The organism is Sorangium sp. So ce406 (genome assembly GCF_051474675.1).
Lineage (GTDB): Bacteria > Myxococcota_A > Polyangia > Polyangiales > Polyangiaceae > Sorangium > Sorangium cellulosum_G.
In genome coordinates this window covers 7,380,300-7,397,298 of the sequence record NZ_CP150340.1, presented here as the reverse complement: position 1 = coordinate 7,397,298, position 16,999 = coordinate 7,380,300, and the positions used below count along the sequence as shown (strand labels likewise).

Genomic DNA, 16,999 nt, shown 5'->3' with positions numbered 1-16,999 from the left:
CGGCGCTGTTGAGGTATGACGCCGCGCTCATGGAGCAGGCCCGTTCCCGTCTCGCGCCTCCGCGCGCGCCCTCTGCGCCTCGCCGGGCGGCGCGCCGTCGCCTCGTCGCGTGGGCGCTGGCCTTCGCCGCCGTGGCCCCCGCGTCGACCGCGGGCGCGCAGACGAGAGCGGAAGGCTCGGCGACCGCGCCGACTGCGGCGACCGCGCCGATTGCAGCGACCGCGCCGATTGCAGCGACCGCGCCGGCTGCGGCGACCGCGCCGACTGCGGCGACCGCGCCGCCCCCGCCGTCTGGCCTGCCGGGCCTCCCGCCGGGCGCCACGTGGGACGAGACGGTCGCTGCCTACGAGGCGCGCATCGCCTCCCTCGAGCGCCAGGCGCGCTCCGCCGCGACGCGCGGCGCCGAGGACGAGCTGCGCCGGATCGAGCTGGACCTCCAGGCGACGAGGCGGGCCCACCGCGACTTCGAGGAGCGGACGACGGAGCGGAACAGCCCTTTCATGATGGTCTCGGGGATCGTCCTCTCCGGCCTCGGGGGCGTCGCCTTGATCAGCGGCCTGGTCCTGGTCATCGCGAACCACGACGACACGGGCGCGGACGCGCGCGACCGGTACACGGCGGCCCTCGTCACGGCGGCCGGGGGCGTGGCCGGGCTCGGCGTCGGCCTGCCGCTCTATGTGATCGGCAAGAAGCGGGTGCGGAAAGACCTCGAGTCGAGCGCGCCTGTCGCCGCGCGCCTCCTCGTCGGCCCGGGGGCCATCGCCGCGTCGCCCGGAGCAGGCCCCCTGAGCCTCGGGCTGCGCGTCGCGTTCTGACCGCCGCGCCGCAGCCACGCGAGCTGCTCGCGCATGCGCCGGAGATTGTTGCTGGGCAAGCTCCCGGTTGAGTGCTAGTGTTCCTGTCGACGCGTCGCCCGCGTCGACCATGCACACCGAGCCCTAACACCACCGCTCCGTTACGCGGCCCTCAGGGTTGATCGCCTGTTGCCCAGGTTGGCACGGCGTCCCTTGCTGCCGCGCGCGAGCAGCCACGACGGCGACCGCGGAACCCCGCGCGAGCGCGGTGTCGTGCGCTGTGGGGACGGAGCGGGGCCGACAAGCGAACGAGTCCGAGGCGCTGGAGATCATTGACCTGGACGTCACTGATCTCCTGGTGGCCGCCCCTCGCTCGCTGGCCGCTCGCTCGACGCGCTGAGCCCGAGGGTTCGTGGCGCGGCGGGCCGACTCGCCATCTCTCCTGACGTCGTGGCGCCGAGGCGCCTCGACAGAGGGCGTGTGGTGCGCCGGACCGCCCCGTCCCGACGCAGGGCCGAGGTGCGTCGAGAGAAGGCCAGTCGGGCGACCCGGGAGAGGCCTCCTGCGTCGACGTCCATCGCTGCATCGGTCTGCCTGCGATCCGGGGTCATGCGACGAATGGAGGATGTATGAGAGCTGGTTCTTCGATGGTTTCGCTGGGTGTTCTTCCTGCCGTGGTGATGACAGAGACGAGCGATCGAATGGAGGATTCCATGCAACGACGAGCGCATTTCCCCGACGGTCACCTGGAGCTCGGCTCGGCCAGGACGCCGGTGCGGCGCCCGCCGCCGAGAGGGCCGCTCCCTGCGCAGAAGCCGATGGACCGGGAGCCCCGCCCGCCGGCCAGGCACCCCAACATGGATCGCGCGCGGCCGACGGTGAACATCCCGCAGCGCCGCCGCATGGGCGTGCAGCGGTAGCTCCCGGGCTGCCGGCCGCGCTCGCGGCGCCGGAGCGACGGCCCGGCCGCGCGCTCCGGCGGCGCCGAGCCGGAAGGCCGAGACTTCCGCGATTCCGCGTCGCCCGACGCGGCCGTCCCGGCTCGGATCGTGTTTGGGCCGGGCCGAAGGCTGCGGTAAGACCTCACCCGCCGCCCGGCCCGAGCCCGCAGCAGCCCCCGACATGATCCACGCCGAACCGTTCGAAGCCCGCCTCGTCGCCGCCCGGCCTCTCAGCGCTCTCGTCCGCGAGCTCTCGTTCGAGCGCGCCGACGGCAAGGCGTTCCAGTTCGAGGCCGGGCAGTGGGTCAACCTCGTCCTCCCGCTTCCGGGCGGCGAGGTGAAGCGCGCCTACTCGATCGCCTCCGCCCCCGACGGCTCGCCGCGCTTCGATCTGGCGGTCACGCGCGTCGAGGGCGGGGCCGGCTCGGAGTTCCTGCACCGGATCGAGCCCGGCGCCGCGCTCCGCGCCGTCGGGCCGCACGGGCTCTTCACCCGGGATCCCGCGGATCCCGCGCCTTCCCTGTTCGTCGCCACCGGCACCGGCGTCACGCCGCTCCGGAGCATGCTGCACGCCTCGCTGCGCGCGGGGCTCGCGGCGCCCCACCTGTGGTTCCTGTTCGGCGCGCGCTTCGAGGAGGACGTCATCTACCGCGACGAGCTCGAGGCGCTCGCGCGCGGCTCCGATCGGATCCGCCACGAGATCACGCTGTCGCGCGGCGGCCCGTCGTGGGCCGGCCGCCGCGGTTACGTGCAGGCGCACGTGCCCGAGCTCTACCGCGAGCTCGCGGCGGCGAGCGGCGACCCGGCCCCGCACGTGTACATCTGCGGCCTCGATCGGATGGTCTCGACCGTGCGCGAGCTCGCCCGCGGCGAGCTCGGCGTCCCCCGCAAGCACGTCCACGTCGAGCGCTACGACTGAGCCGCCGGTCTCTCGACGACGGAGCCGCCGGCCTCGAGCGCGCGCGGCGTGGGTGGGTGGATGGATCGCTGCCCGGCGGCGCGCCGCGCCTTGAGCGGCACCCTGGGTACGACGTAGGATGCGCGGCCCCGCGGGAGGTTCCAGCGGGGTCCGTTCTGCAGGTGACCACGTGACGACCAAGAAGACGTTCCGCACCATCGATCCCGCGACGCTCCCCAAGCACTTCGACTCGCCTGTCGCCGAGCAGCGCCTGGCCGAGGCGTGGGAGGCCGACGGGACGTACCGTTACGACCCGTCGCGCCCCCGCGAGGAGACCTTCGTCGTCGACACGCCCCCGCCGACGGCCTCGGGCTCGCTGCACATCGGCCACGTCTTCAGCTACACGCACACGGACGTCGTCGTCCGGCAGCGCCGCATGCGCGGGTTCAACATCTTCTACCCGATGGGCTGGGACGACAACGGCCTGCCCACCGAGCGGCGCGTGCAGAACTACTTCCACGTCCGCACGGACGTGCGCACGCCGTACGAGCGCGGCCTCACGCTGTCGCAGGCGACGCCGGAGGCGATGAAGAAGGACCCGCCGCGCATCGTCTCGCGGCCGAACTTCATCGAGCTCTGCCACAAGGTCACGCGCGAGGACGAGCAGGTGTTCAAGGCGCTCTTCCGCCGGGTGGGCCTCTCGGTCGACTGGCAGCACGAGTACGCCACGATCGATGATCACTGCCGCCGGACGGCGCAGCTCTCGTTCCTGGATCTCCACGACAAGGGCCACCTCTACTCGGTCTTCGCCCCCACGATGTGGGACGTCGATTTCCAGACCGCGGTCGCCCAGGCCGAGGTCGAGGATCGCCCGCAGTCCGGCGCGTTCCACGACATCGCGTTCGCGGTGGAGGGGACGAGCGAGGAGCTCATCATCGCCACGACGCGCCCGGAGCTGCTCGCGGCCTGCGTCGGCGTCACGGCGCACCCGGAGGATCCGCGGTACCAGCACCTCTTCGGCAAGACGGCGCTCACGCCGATCTTCCGCGCGCCGGTGCCGATCTTCCCGAGCCCGCTGGTCGATCGCGAGAAGGGGACGGGCATCCTGATGGTCTGCACGTTCGGCGACGCGACCGACGTGATCTGGTGGCGGGAGCAGAAGCTCCCGCTCCGGCAGATGCTCGGCAAGAACGGCCGCGTCCTCCCGGTGACGTTCGGCGAGGGCGACTTCCAGAGCCGCGACCCGGCGGCGGCGAACGCCGCCTACGCGCCGCTCCAGGGCAGGGGCGTGAAGCAGGCGCGCGCGGCGGTGGTCGAGCTGCTCCGCCGCGAGGAGCACGCGGCGGCGCCCGGCCGCGGCCCGGCGCTCCGCGGCGAGCCGAAGCCGATCGAGCGCGCGGTGAAGTTCTTCGAAAAGGGCGACCAGCCGCTCGAGTTCGTGCCCACGCGGCAGTGGTTCGTGCGGCTCTCCGACAAGAAGGCCGCGCTCCTCGAGTACGGCGACAAGATCGCGTGGCACCCGGATTACATGCGCCTCCGGTACCGCAACTGGACCGAGGGCCTCCAGGGCGACTGGTGCATCAGCCGCCAGCGCTATTTCGGCGTGCAGTTCCCTGTCTGGTATCCGCTCGACGCCGAGGGCAACCCCGACCACAGCCGGCCGCTGCTCGCGACCCGCGAGATGCTCCCGGTCGACCCGACGGTCGACGTGCCGCCCGGGTACGACGCGTCGCAGCGCGACCAGCCGGGCGGCTTCACGGCGGAGAGCGACGTGTTCGACACGTGGTTCACGAGCTCGCTCACGCCGCAGATCAGCTCGCACTGGGGGCTCGACGCCGGGCGCCACGCGCGGCTGTTCCCGGCCGATCTGCGCCCGCAGGCGCACGACATCATCAGGACGTGGGCGTTCTACACGATCGCCAAGGCGATGCTGCACGAGTCGTCGGTGCCGTGGCATCACATCGCGATCTCGGGGTGGATCCTCGATCCCGATCGCAAGAAGATGTCGAAGAGCAAGGGCAATGTCGTGACGCCCATGCACCTGCTCGATACGTATTCTTCCGACGCGGTCCGCTACTGGTCGGCGAGCGCGCGGCTCGGCACGGACACGGCCTTTGACGAGAAGGTGCTGAAGATCGGCAAGCGCCTCGTCACGAAGATCTGGAATGCGAGCAAGTACGTGCTCAGCCAGTCGGCGGAGGTCCACCCGATCTCCGAGGAGCTCGACCGGGCGTTCGTGCACAAGCTCGCGGCGGTGGTGGCGGACGCGACGCGCTCGTTCGATGAGCACGAGTTCGCGGCGGCGCTCGAGCGCACGGAGGATTTCTTCTGGCGCTGGTTCACCGACGCCTACCTGGAGCTCACCAAGGCCCGCGCGCGGGGCGAAGCCGGCTCCGGCGACGCGGCGCGCGGCTCGGCGGTGGCGGCGCTGCGGCTCGGGCTCTCGGTGCTGCTGCGGCTGTTCGCGCCGATGCTCCCGTACATCACCGACGAGGTCTGGCGCTGGGTGTACGCGGAGGAGACGGGGCAGCCGTCGATCCACCGGGCGGCGTGGCCGGCGGCGTCGGATTTCGCGCAGGTGGCGGCGCCGGCGGATCCGGCGCTGCTGGATCTCGCGGCGGCGGCGATGGCGGCGGTCAACAAGCGGAAGAGCGAGCTCGGCGCGAGCGTGGGGCGCGTCGTGGCGGACCTCGCGCTGGGGGCGAACGCCGCGACGCTGGCGCGGCTGCGGCCGGCGCTGGCAGACGTGCTCACGTCGGTGCGGGCGAGCGCGCACGAGCTCGTGGAGCGGCCGGAGCTCGCGGACGGTGAGGTCGTGGTGGTGCGCTGCGAGGTGGAGCCGGCGGGGGCCGCGGCGGCGGCCGGGGCGGGGGAGGCGGCGGCCACGGAGTAGCGGGAGCGGGGCAGGGGAGCGGAGCGCGGAGGGAGTCCGGTACAGCCGGCCTCGACGCGTGGGGGGATTCTCCAGCCCGATGATGGAGTCCCACGTTCCGGGGCGACGGTCGCGGCTGGCGCCGCGGAAAACCTGCGGTGTCATGCGCGAGAAACGGACACCCAGGGATTCGCGACGTACATAAGACAGCAATGCATGCCTTGGACCTGGTCGAGGATCGGTTCGAGATCGAGCGGCTCGCCGGCTCCGGCGGCATGGGCGACGTCTATCGTGCGCGCGACCGGCTTTCGGGGGAGACGGTCGCGCTCAAGGTGCTGCAGCGGGCGAGCGTGCGCGACCTGAGCCGGCTCTCGCGGGAGGCGGAGGCGCTCGTCACGCTCCAGCTGCCGGGGGTCGTGCAGTACGTGGCGCACGGGATGACCGGCGCAGGACGGCCGTACCTGGCCATGGAGTGGCTCGACGGCGTCACCCTGGAGGAGCGGCTCGCCGGAGGACCGCTCTCGATCGACGAGAGCGTGGGCCTGGCGATGCGGGTGGCGGCGACGCTCGGCGCGGTACACCGGCTCGGCATCGTCCACCGCGACCTGAAGCCGAGCAACCTGATGCTCGTGGGCGGCGCCATCGAGCGCGCCACGCTGCTCGATTTCGGCCTCGCGCGCGATCTCCAGGTCACGCGCACCCTGACGGCGCCCGGCGCGATCCTCGGCACGCCCGGGTACATGGCCCCCGAGCAGGCGCGCGGCGAGTCGTCGGTCGACGCCCGCGCCGACGTGTTCGCGCTCGGCTGCATGCTGTTCGGGTGCCTCGCGGGGCGCCCGCCGTTCGTGAGCGACAACGTGCTCGCGCTCCTCATGAAGGTCGTCCTGGAAGATCCGCCGCGGCTCGGGGAGCTCCGCGACGGCATCCCCGCGCCGCTCGAGCGCCTCGTGGCGCGGATGCTGGCGAAAGAGCCGGGGCAGCGGCCGCGCGACGGCGCCGCCGTCGCAGAGGAGCTCGCGACCGTGGCGCACGCAGGGCTCCCCGCCGGCGGCAGCGTGAGCATCGTGCCGCCGGCGCCGGGTGTGGAGATCACGACGTCGGAGCGGCGGGTCATGTGCGTCATCCTGGCCGCCGACGGCCGCGCGGCGGCGGCCACGCTCACGGACACCGAGGGCGACTCGGGGACGGAGCCGCCGCGCCCGGACGCGGAGGCGCTGCGCCGGATCGCGGCGCGCCACGGCGGGCGCCTCGAGCTCCTGCGGTCGCAATGGCTGCTCATCGCGCTGTCCGGCGCCGAGACCCCGACCGATCTCGCCGCCCGCGCGGCGCACTGCGCGTTCGCCCTCCGGGCAGAGCTCGGGGATGCGCCCATGTCCATCGCGATGGGGCTGGCCGAGGTCGCAGGGAGGCTGCCGGTCGGCGCGCTGATCGATCGCGTCGTGCAGCTCTTCCCACAGCAAGGCCGCGCGACGGGGTCGAGCATCCTGCTCGACAGCACGACGGCAGGCCTGCTCGCGAGCCGCTTCGACACGACGCAGGAGCCCGATGGATACTGGCTTCGCGGCCCCAGGGAGGAGCCGGTCGCCGTCCCCAGGCTGCTCGGCAAGCCGACGCCCTGCGTGGGCCGCGACCGCGAGCTCTCGCAGCTCTCGACCGAGTGGCGCCACTGCGTCGACGAGCCCGCCGCGACCGCCGTGGTCGTCGTGGGCGCGCCGGGCCTCGGCAAATCACGCCTCGCCTGGGAGTTCCTCCGCGGCCTCGCGGAGCAGCGCGAGGCCGCCGAGATCTGGACCGGCAGGGCCGATCCGATGGCCGCCGGCTCCGCGTTCGGCCTCCTCGCCCACGCGCTCCGCCGCGCCATGGGCATCCTCGACGGCGAGCCGATCGAGGCGCGGCGGCGGAAGGTGCTCGCTCGCGTCGAGCAGCTCGACGGCCTCGGGGCCAGGGGCCCGCACGTCGCGGCGTTCCTCGGCGAGATCGTGGGGGCGCCGTTCCCCGACGAGGGCGACGTGCAGCTCCGCGCGGCGCGCCAGAACCCGGTGCTGATGGGCGACCGCATCCGCCTGGCGTTCGAGGAGTTCGTCCGGGCCGAGTGCCAGCGGCAGCCGGTGCTGCTCGTGCTCGAGGACCTGCACTGGGGCGACCTCCCCACGGTGAACCTGGTCGACGCCGCGCTCCAGCACGCGCGGGAGCTGCCCTTCTTCGTGCTGGCGCTCGCTCGTCCCGAGGTCAACGAGCTCTTCCCTGCGCTCTGGGGCGAGCGCCACGGCCTCCGGATGCGCCTCGGGCCGCTCCCGCGGCGCGCGGGCGAGCGGCTCGTGCGGGAGGTGCTCGGCGACCGCATGGATGCCGGTCAGATCGAGCGGCTCCTCGCGCGGGCGGAGGGCAATGCGTTCGTGCTGGAGGAGCAGATCCGCGCGGTCGCCGAGGGCCGGAGCGAGGGCATGCCCGAGACGGCGCTCGCGATGGTGCAGTCGCGCCTCGAGGCGCTGGGGATCGAGGAGCGGCGCGTCCTGCGCGCGGCGAGCCTCTTCGGCGAGACGTTCTGGGAGGGCGGTGTCGCGGCCCTCGTGGGCGGCGCGCCGGTGGCGCGGCGGCTCGCCGAGCTCGTGCGGCGGGAGATCCTCCTGCGGCGGGACGAGGCGCGCATCGCGGGGGAGGTGGAGTACGGGTTCCGGCACGCCCTGGTGCGGGAGGCCGCCTACGGCATGCTCACGGAGCGCGATCGCCGCGTCGGGCACGCGCTCGCGGGCGAATGGCTGGAGCGGGCCGGGGGCGCGGAGGCGATAGCGCTCGCGGAGCACTTCGAGATCGGCGGCGCGCCGGCGCGGGCGGCGGAGGCGTACCTGCGGGCGGCCGAGGAGGCGCTCCGGGGCGGCGATCTCGCGGCGGCGCTCGCGCGGGCCGAGCGCGGTATCGGCTGCGGTGCCGCCGGGGACGCCGCGGGCAGGCTCCGCCTGGTCCAGGCGGAGGCCCACGTGTGGCGCGGCGAGCTCTCCCTGGCCGTGGAGCGAGGCATGGAGGCGAGCGAGCGGCTCGCGGTCGGCTCGGCCGCGTGGTTCTCGGCCATCGCGCAGGTGGTCATCGCGACGTCCAAGGTGGGCCAGCTCGACGAGCTCGAGCGCTGGACGGCCCTGGCGGCGGGCGCCGTCCCCGCGGCCGACGCGCAGAGCGTCAGGCTCACGTGCCTTGCCATCAGCGCGGCGATGCTGACCGTGGTCGGTCGCTACGCCGAGGGGCGCGCGCTCATCGATGTCGTCGAGCGCGCTCTCATGAACACCGAGGTTCGAGACGTGGCCGCGGTCGCGCAGCTCCACGAGGCGCGCGCTTGCCATGCCGTGTGTACAGGCGATCTGGTCGCCGGCGCAGAGGGGATGGAAGCCGCGAGCCGTGCCTTCGACCAGACCGGTGATCGCCGCAGCGCCAGCACCGCACGCCTCAACCTGGGCTCCGTCAGCGCGGAGCTCGGCGACTTCGAGAAAGCGGAGTCGATGATGCGCATGGCCCTGGAGGAGGTCGAACGGATGCACCTGCATGAGCCGAAGCTCGCCACGGAGGCAAACCTCGCGCAGGTCCTCGTCTATCGAGGTCAGCCCGCCGAGGCGCGGGCGCTCGCCGAGGCGGCCGCCTCGGCGAGCCGACAAGCGGGCTTCGTGCGCACCGAGCTGTTTGCCCGCTGCTACCTCGTCAGGGCCCACGTCACCCTCGGCGATCTGGATGCCGCCGAGCGCGAGGCGCGCGCCGCGGTGGCGCTCGCGCCGAGCGCGCCGACGCTCGGCGTGCAGGCCTTGGCGCTGCTCGCGCGCGCGCTGCTGGGGCTCGGGCGCATCGCCGAGGCTGTCACGACAGCCACCGAGGCGAACTCCATGCTGGCGTCGTTCGGCACCCTCGAAGAGGGCGAGTCGCTGGTCCGGCTGACCTTCGCCGAGGCGCTCGCCGCGGCCGGCAGGCAGGACGAGGCCACCGCCGCGATCGCGTCGGCCAGGGCGGCGCTGCTCGCGCGCGCCGAGAAGCTCAGCGACCCGGTCTGGCGCGAGCGCTTCCTCCGCGACGTCCCGGACAACGCCCGCACGCTCGCTCTTGCGCGGCAGCGGCTCGACGGCTGAGCTGCCCGGGTACCAGAACGCGTTGTGGTCGCCGGCATCGCCGGACGCCGGGCACCAGAACGCATTGTGGTCGCCGGCGTGCCCGGACGCCGGGCACCACAACGCGTTCTGGTTGACCCAGGCGCTAACCGTATGAACTTGCTCGTCTTTCGGGGTCCAACGTGAGCTACCTCACGCAGCCGCCCCACCGGAGCCCCGCGGCATCACGCCCGCGAGCCCCTCGGCGCCCGCGCCCCGCGCGACCTCTCCCGCCCGCCCTCACTTCGTGGCGAGCTTCGTCAGGTCGAGCATCTCGTCCACGTCCGGCATCACGATCAGGTCGCACCGGCGGTTCTTCTGCTTGCCGGCCGGCGTGGCGTTGTTCGCGATCGGGTCGGTGTCCCCGAACCCTGCCGCGCTCCAGTGCCGCGTCGGGAGCTGGCCTTCCTTGCCGATCAGGAACAGCAGCACGGCCCGCGCGCGCATCAGCGAGAGCCCCCAGTTGTCGTAGTACGGACCGTTCTTGTACGGCTGGCTGTCCGTGTGCCCGGCGACCTGGTAATCGCGGTCCACGAGCGACTTGTCGCCCCGGATGACGTCCGCGATCTTCTTCAAGATCTCCTGGCCGTCCTTGCTCAGGGTGTCCTTCCCCGAGTCGAACAGGACGTCTCCGGGCAGCGAGATGACCATCCGGTTCCTGCGGACCTGCACCTCGAGGCCGAGCTTGGTCAGCTCCTCGAGCTTCTTCCGGAGCAGGTCGAACCGCGCCTGGATCGCCTCGAGCTGCTTCGCGCGCGCCTTGTACTCCGCCAGCGCCTTCTCGCGGTCCTCCAGCGTCGAGCTCATCTTCGAGATGTCGGCGCCCTGCGCCTCGAGCTGCTTCTCGAGCTCCTCGACGCGCTGCTTCGCCGCGGCGAGCTCCTTCTCGAGGTCGGCCTCCCGCTTCTGGCTCCGGCTCTGGAGGTCGTTGTACTTGGCGAGCTGCGCCTTCCACTCCTGCTCGGAGTGGCCGCAGCCCGCGGCGAACAGCGACGACAGCGCGAGGGGTAGTGCAATGAGTGTCCGATTCATGAACGCTTTCTCCATGGCTCTGTCAGGCGGAGCGGATGCTGCGGTCGGCAGCCTCGCTCAGCTCGGCCGAGAGATCCAGAGGGGAGGACGGCGAGCCCCGGCCGTCCAGGCGGCCGGGCGCGGAGGGCGGGAGATCAGGCCCGGAAGCGGAGGGCGGGAGATCAGGGCTTCGGCGGCGGGGGCGCGAGCGGCAGCGGGGCCGCCGGCGACGGCGCTGCCCGAGGCGGCGTTGCCGCAGGCGGGGCTGCCGGCGGCGGCGATGCCGCTGGCGCGCCTGCAGGCGGCGCGGGCGCCGCTCCCGGCGGCGAGGGCGCCGCGCCCGCCGGCGTCGTCTCCGTCGCGCCCGGCGCCAGCGGTTTGCCGACCGAGTGCAGGATGACGAACTCGACGCGCCGGTTCTTCTGGCGCCCGAGGGCGCTCTTGTTGTCCTCGATCGGCCTGTCCGGGCCGTAGCCCCTCGCCACGAGCTGCTTCGGATCGATGCCCTTGCTCGTCAGGTAGGCGACCACGGCCTCGGCGCGCTTCTGCGACAGCGCGCGGTTCATGTCCGCCGGCCCGGCGTTGTCGGTGTGGCCTGCCACCTCCACCTTGAAGATCTCCGGGTGGAGCTTCAGCGCCGAGACCACCGCGTCGAGCACCGCGAAGCTCTGCCCGCCCTGGATCTTGTCGCTGTTCAGGGCGAACTCGACCCGCTGGAGGATCGTGATGCTCTCCTCGCCGACCTGCACCAGGCTCGCGCCGCGGTCCGGGCAGCCGTCCAGATCCTCGACGCCGTTCAGGTTCTCCGGCTGCGTCGGGCACTTGTCCCGCTCGTCCGGGATGCCGTCCCCGTCCGTGTCGGGGAGCTCGTCGGGGCAGCCGTCCTCGTCCTTGAAGCCGTTCTTGACCTCGGGCTGATCGACGCACTCGTCCTGCTGGTCGAGGATGCCGTCGCGGTCGTTGTCCGCGTCGGGGCAGCCGTCCTCGTCCTCGAACCCGTCGGTGTCCTCGACAGCGTCCGGGCACCTGTCGACCGGATCCGGCACGCCGTCCTCGTCCGTGTCAGGGCAGCCGTAGTGCTCCGGCGTGAGCACGCGCCCCGCCTGATCCGGGCACTTGTCCCGCGCGTCGGCGACGCGATCCTTGTCGCGGTCGGGCAGCTCGTCGGGGCAGCCGTCCTTGTCGTCGAGCCCGTTGATGACCTCCGCCTTGACCGGGCAGCGGTCGCTCTCGTCCGGCACGCCGTCCGCGTCCGCGTCGTCCTCGGGGCAGCCGTCCTCGTCGGCGATCCCGTCCCTGTCCTCGGGCTGCGCCGGGCACCGGTCCGCCGCGTCGCGCACGCCGTCGCCGTCCTCGTCTCCGGGCTCGTGCACGAAGAGGATCCCCGCGATGGCGCGCGCGGCGGGCACCCCGATGCCCTGGACGACGCCCGCGCCGCCGCCGACCGTGAACACCAGGCCGAGGTCGCGCGGCGCGATCTGGAGCGCGCCGTCCACCTCGAGCGAGTTCGTCCCGCCCTGCGCGCTGAACTCGGTCGCGCCGTACCCCTCGGCGATCGCGCGGAGCGCCGGGGTGATCTGGTAGCCGAGCCCCGCGCCGTACCGGAATTCGACCGGCCCGACCTCCGTCGCCGCGATGCGCGCCGTCTCCGGCAGCAGCTTGCCGCGCAGGTTGAGCCCGAACGACAGCGGCCCCGCGCTGCCGTCCACGATGAGGCGCAGCCCCGCGGTGACGGGCGACGAGCTGCCGAGGTAGCTCCCCGCGCTGGTCGCGTGCCCGAGCGGGAAGCTCACGTCGGCCGCGGCGCCGAGCACCAGCGGATCCCGCGGCCCGCCGAAGAACCGCACCTTCGCCTCGAGGGTCGGGTCGCCCGCGCCGAACGCCTTCAGCGCTTCAGCAGCGGGCGCCGCCGGCGCGCCCGTCGCGGCGTCGATGCCCTGGCCGCTCACGTAGGCGACGGGGAAGCGCAGGCCGGCCTGGAGCCACGGCGTCGGCGTGATCGACGCGAGCAGGTTCCAGGTCAGCATGTCCGAGATGACCGGCACCTCGCGCCTGTTCAGCGCGTCGGGGGCGGAGCAGTCGGTCGCCGAGACGCAGCTCTCCACGACGAACGGCGTCCGCGCGTAGTCGAACACGAGCCCCGCCGTGACCCCGAGCGACGCCTCCATCCGGGCGCCCTCGACGCTCAGGTAGTTCCTCGATCCCGGCGCCGGCTCGAACCGCTGCGCCGAGAACTCCCCGTCGAGGACCGCCTCCTGCGCGCGCGCCACGCCCGCGGCGAGCCCCACCCCAGCGCCCACGATCGACACCAGACACAGCGCTCGCAGCCTTCTCATCTATCCCCTTTCAGACATCTTCCCGGTGAGCGTCCTGCACGCGCGGCGCGGTGCAGGGCCGACGTGCGCTGGGTACAGAGGCGCTCCGCGCGGACGGTGAGGCGAGTACGGCAGCCGAGGCGCGCGGCGGCACCCACCGCAACGAGGTCGAATCTTCCCGGATCGCGCGCAGATTTCCAAGGGGGCTCAACTCGCGCGCCGCGCGCAGGTGCGCGCGGATCAGCCCGGCATCCGCGGCGCTGACGTGCGCGTCAGGGCGCCGGCTCGGGCGCCGCGCTGCCGTGTGCGCGCGCGCATCAGGGCGCCGGCTCGGGCGCCGCGCTGCCGTGTGCGCGCGCGCATCAGGGCGCCGGCTCGGGCGCTGCCCGGGGGACCCGGACGCATTCCCCGGCCCCGGTTCCAGGGGTCGGGGCCGAGCGGCGCCTTGACCACACAGGCCGGGCATGAGACATCGGCCCCCGGCCTCCGGGCCACCGAGAGCTCGGAACTTCAACCTCTTCCTGCGCGCGGGGCAGAAAACGCGCGAACGAACCAAGCAGATGCCCATCTCGTCGCGGTCTCCGGGAACGTCGTGCAGCCCTGGCACCCCTCGCCGTCGCCTCCGGTCGGGCCTCGCGCTCGCGCTCGTGCTGGGCGCGTCCTCCGCGTCCGCCCAGCAGCCGGCGCGCCGGCCGGCCCAGCCGCCGGCGGCCCCAGCGCAGCCGCCCGCCGGACCGGCGGGCGCTCCTGCGCCGCAGCCCGGCGCAGCGCCCGCGCAGCCCGGCGCGGCGCCCGCGCAGCCCGGCGCGGCGCCGGCCGCCCCGACGCCGGCCGCCCCCGCGCAGCCCGGCGCGGCGCAGCCTGCCCCGGCGCAGCCCGGCGCGGCGCCGGTCGGCGGCGCCGGCGACGGCGTGGAGGCCCTCGAGCCCCCCGCGCCGGCGGCCGAGCCGCTCATGCCGCCGGCCGGTACGGCCGCGCCCTCGGCCCCGCAGCCGGCCACCCCCGCGGCGTCGGCAGGACCGGCGGCGGTCGGGGCGACCGAGCCCGAGGAGCGACAGGCCACCCAGGGGGAGATCGGCGCCCGGCCCAGCGAGGTCTACGCCGAGGACTGGTGGTCTCACGCGCGGCCGACGTTCGAGGTCCACGGCTACTACCGGCTCCGGTGGGAGCTCTTCAACAGCTTTGCCCTCGGCCGCGTCGATGCGCGCAATCAGGCGCTCTGGCCGCAGCCGGCCGACAACTCCTACAACCCTTCCCACGTTGTCGATCTCTGCAACCCGAGCGAGGGCACGAGCGGCGGCTCGCGCTCGTTCGCGCCGTGCGAGAACGACACCCAGGCCGGCGCGAACATGCGGTTCCGGCTCAACCCCGAGCTGCACATCAGCGACAACCTGCGCATCCTCTCGCAGGTCGATCTCCTCGACAACGTGGTGCTCGGCTCGACGCCGGAGGGCTACGCGAACCGGCCGAGCGCGAACGGCTACGAGGTCGTCCGCCGGGGCGGCTACTCGCCGCTCGGGGCCTTCGCCGGCACCCAGTGGGCGCCGAGCGCCGGTATCAACTCGCCGAAGGACTCGATATCCGTCAAGCGGGTCTGGGGTGAGTACATGACCCCCATCGGCCTCCTCCGCTTCGGCCGCATGCCGAACCATTGGGGCCTCGGCATGGTGGCGAACAGCGGCGACGGGTACGACTCCGACTACCAGTCGACGGTCGACCGGCTGATGTTCGTCACCGGCATCAAGAAATACGACCTCTATTTTGCCGGCGCCTGGGACTGGACCAACGAGGGCGCGACGAGCGCCTCCCTCCAGGATCTCGAGGGCCAGCCCTACGACCTCGCCCAGGCCGATGACGTCGATCAGTACGTGTTCGTCGCCGTCCGCCGCAAGAACCCGGAGCTCCAGAAGCTCGAGCTCGCCCGCGGCAACATGGTCCTGAACGGCGGCGTCTACTTCGCTTACCGGCAGCAGACGCTGGCGAACGACAACGCCGGAAGCGACCCCAGTCGCCCGGGCGCCTCGCTCGGCCAGACAGCCGACAACGTCGCGGCGGGGTACGTGCACCGGGGCGCGGAGATGGTCATCCCCGACGTGTGGTTCCAGCTCCTCTACAAGAAGTTCCGCTTCGAGCTCGAGGCCGCCATGATCTACGGCTCCCTCGACGTCCGCGGGAGCGACGAGAGCGACTACGCCAACGTCCTCTCGCCGGACGACACGGGCTGGGGCATCCGGCAGTTCGGCCTCGCGACGCAGGCCGAGCTCATCGAGATGGAGGGCCGGCTGCGGCTGCACTTCGGCTTCGGCTACGCGACCGGCGACGACGACGCGCCCTCCCTCGAGCCCCGGGGCACCGCGATCGGGGCCATGGATCCCCAGAACTCGACCGATCGCACCTACTCGACCTTCCGCTTCCATCCGGATTACCGGGTCGACCAGATCCTCTTCAGGAACATCCTGTCTCGGGTCCAGGGGGCGTATTACTTCCGCCCTGGCGTGGACTGGGACTTCGCTCGTGACAAGAACGGCCAGCGGGCCGGCCTGGGCGCCTCGCTCATCTGGAGCCGCGCCTCGGAGTTCGTCCAGGCGCCCGGAAACTCCCGGGATCTCGGCGTCGAGCTGAACGGCCAGCTCTACTTCCAGTCGAAGGACGGGACGCTCAACGACGATCCGGACAAGATGGGCGGCTTCTACACGGCGGTGCAGTACGGCGTGCTGTTTCCGCTCGGCGGCCTCGGCCAGCTCCCGGGAGAGCAGGCCCTCCAGGAGGTCGACCTGCAGACAGCGCAGACGGTGCGCTGGTATCTCGGTATCCTCTTCTGAGCCGATAAGCCGACCCGGGCTCATCCGTCGCAGTATGTCTGGAAATAAGCGCTCGGGGCGGCAAGATTGCCCGCGTTGACCACGTCTGCCGTGCTCGTCATGAGTCCTGCATGAGCCATTCGGGGCCAAACAGGCCTTGATCTCGCGACCGTCCTGGCCAAGGATAAGACCGTCTGGACGCCGGGCGCGTCACGAGATCTGAGTGGTTGACCGAGGTGAACGGACGGCGAAAGCCGCCGATCCCCGGAGGGACGTGATGGTTCGTCGTCTCTTCATTGCGATGCTCCTGGCGACTTCGATGATCCTCGGGGGCACGTCCCCGTCGATCGCCGAGGACGGCGACACCTCGGCTTTCCGCGACATCGCGGTCGGCAAGGACTACCGGCTCCGGGTGGCGGCGGCGCTGGCGCTCGGCAGGTCGAAGAGCCCGGGCGCGCGGCCGGCCCTCGAGAAGGCGCTCCGGGACGCGCACCCGGCGGTGCGCGCCTCGGCCGCGACCGCGCTCGGGGCGATGGGCAACCCCGCGGCCGTCCCGGCGCTCAAGGCGGCGCTCGACACCGAGCCTGCGCCCGGCCTGAAGCGCCAGATCCAGGCGGCCATCGAGCGGCTCTCGAAGTCGACGTCGAAGGCGCGCTTCCTCGTCAGCCTGGGCAAGTTCGAGAACCGCTCCGGCGTGAAGGACGCGATGCTCGGGTCGCTGCTCCGGCAGCACACGCGGAGCCGCGTCGCGCAGTTCGCCGACATCGAGATCGTGGCCGACGGCACGGACGTGGCGGCGGCGGGCAAGAGCCGCAAGCTGCCGGCGTTCACGCTGGACGGCTCGGTCACGCAGCTCAGCAAGCGCCAGGGGGCTGACGGGATCGGCTTCGCGGCCAAGGTCGAGTACGTGATCCGCGAGATGCCCAGCCAGACGCTGAAGGGCTCGATGATCGGCTCGGCCCAGGCGGTCGCCGAGGCCCGGCGCGCCAAGGGCCTGCGCGAGCTCGCCCAGCTCCAGAGCGACGCTGTCGCCGGCGCCATCGAGAGCGCGCTCCAGAGGGCCCCCCTCGCCCTGGAGGCCGCCTCCGGCAGCAGCGTCGTCCCCTCCGGCCGCTGACCCCGAGGCGCCTGCCCGGGCGTGCCCCCGGGGCGGCGCGCTCGCGGTGGTCCCCTCGACGGCCCCCTTGGCGGCCCCCCACAGCCCCCGGCGGCGCAGCCGCCGGTCAGCCCGACAGGCGGGCCC

At 73.1% G+C, this 16,999-nt stretch carries 9 protein-coding genes; 7 read left to right on the top strand and 2 right to left on the bottom strand.

Annotated features, from left to right (window positions below; all coding sequences use genetic code 11):
• The first annotated feature begins 29 nt into the window (after positions 1–29).
• The 5 genes from WME96_RS27345 to WME96_RS27325 all read left to right on the top strand — a co-directional run bounded on the left by WME96_RS27345 (position 30) and on the right by WME96_RS27325 (position 9,611).
• Positions 30–815, top strand: coding sequence for a hypothetical protein (locus WME96_RS27345; protein ID WP_437284524.1), 786 nt, complete (start codon positions 30–32; stop codon positions 813–815).
• 692 nt (positions 816–1,507) lie between these two features.
• Entirely contained in the window at positions 1,508–1,714 is a 207-nt protein-coding gene (locus tag WME96_RS27340) for a hypothetical protein (RefSeq protein ID WP_437284523.1), read from the top strand.
• 202 nt (positions 1,715–1,916) lie between these two features.
• Positions 1,917–2,654: a ferredoxin--NADP reductase gene (locus WME96_RS27335; RefSeq protein ID WP_437284522.1), complete on the top strand. Its 738-nt coding sequence runs from the start codon at positions 1,917–1,919 to the stop codon at positions 2,652–2,654.
• Positions 2,655–2,823: 169 nt separating this feature from the next.
• Entirely contained in the window at positions 2,824–5,526 is a 2,703-nt protein-coding gene (gene valS / locus WME96_RS27330) for a valine--tRNA ligase (RefSeq protein ID WP_437284521.1), read from the top strand.
• A gap of 191 nt (positions 5,527–5,717) precedes the next feature.
• Positions 5,718–9,611: a protein kinase domain-containing protein gene (locus WME96_RS27325; RefSeq protein WP_437284520.1), complete on the top strand. Its 3,894-nt coding sequence runs from the start codon at positions 5,718–5,720 to the stop codon at positions 9,609–9,611.
• A gap of 258 nt (positions 9,612–9,869) precedes the next feature.
• Here WME96_RS27325 and WME96_RS27320 read toward each other — a convergent pair whose 3' ends face one another.
• Together WME96_RS27320 and WME96_RS27315 are read right to left on the bottom strand one after the other, a co-directional pair.
• Complete coding sequence (locus tag WME96_RS27320) at positions 9,870–10,676, bottom strand: OmpA family protein (protein WP_437284519.1); 807 nt, start codon at positions 10,674–10,676, stop codon at positions 9,870–9,872.
• A 146-nt stretch (positions 10,677–10,822) separates the two neighbouring features.
• Positions 10,823–12,976, bottom strand: coding sequence for an OmpA family protein (locus WME96_RS27315; RefSeq protein WP_437284518.1), 2,154 nt, complete (start codon positions 12,974–12,976; stop codon positions 10,823–10,825).
• A gap of 539 nt (positions 12,977–13,515) precedes the next feature.
• Between WME96_RS27315 and WME96_RS27310 the strand changes: the two genes are divergently transcribed.
• The gene (locus tag WME96_RS27310) at positions 13,516–15,777 is read left to right on the top strand and encodes a TIGR04551 family protein (protein WP_437284517.1); all 2,262 of its coding nucleotides are present in this window, start codon (positions 13,516–13,518) and stop codon (positions 15,775–15,777) included.
• Positions 15,778–16,033: 256 nt separating this feature from the next.
• Positions 16,034–16,873 (top strand): HEAT repeat domain-containing protein, encoded by an 840-nt coding sequence (locus WME96_RS27305; RefSeq protein ID WP_437284516.1) that lies wholly within the window; start codon positions 16,034–16,036, stop codon positions 16,871–16,873.
• Positions 16,874–16,999: the final 126 nt, after the last annotated feature.

What these genes read in the sequence shown, in the direction of transcription:
- WME96_RS27345 (WP_437284524.1), top strand. Translation starts at nt 30, where the DNA reads ATGGAGCAGGCCCGTTCCCGTCTCGCGCCTCCGCGCGCGCCCTCTGCG.
- WME96_RS27340 (WP_437284523.1), top strand. Translation starts at nt 1,508, where the DNA reads ATGCAACGACGAGCGCATTTCCCCGACGGTCACCTGGAGCTCGGCTCG.
- WME96_RS27335 (WP_437284522.1), top strand. Translation starts at nt 1,917, where the DNA reads ATGATCCACGCCGAACCGTTCGAAGCCCGCCTCGTCGCCGCCCGGCCT.
- WME96_RS27325 (WP_437284520.1), top strand. Translation starts at nt 5,718, where the DNA reads ATGCATGCCTTGGACCTGGTCGAGGATCGGTTCGAGATCGAGCGGCTC.
- WME96_RS27320 (WP_437284519.1), bottom strand. Translation starts at nt 10,676, where the DNA reads ATGGAGAAAGCGTTCATGAATCGGACACTCATTGCACTACCCCTCGCG.
- WME96_RS27315 (WP_437284518.1), bottom strand. Translation starts at nt 12,976, where the DNA reads ATGAGAAGGCTGCGAGCGCTGTGTCTGGTGTCGATCGTGGGCGCTGGG.
- WME96_RS27310 (WP_437284517.1), top strand. Translation starts at nt 13,516, where the DNA reads ATGCCCATCTCGTCGCGGTCTCCGGGAACGTCGTGCAGCCCTGGCACC.
- WME96_RS27305 (WP_437284516.1), top strand. Translation starts at nt 16,034, where the DNA reads ATGGTTCGTCGTCTCTTCATTGCGATGCTCCTGGCGACTTCGATGATC.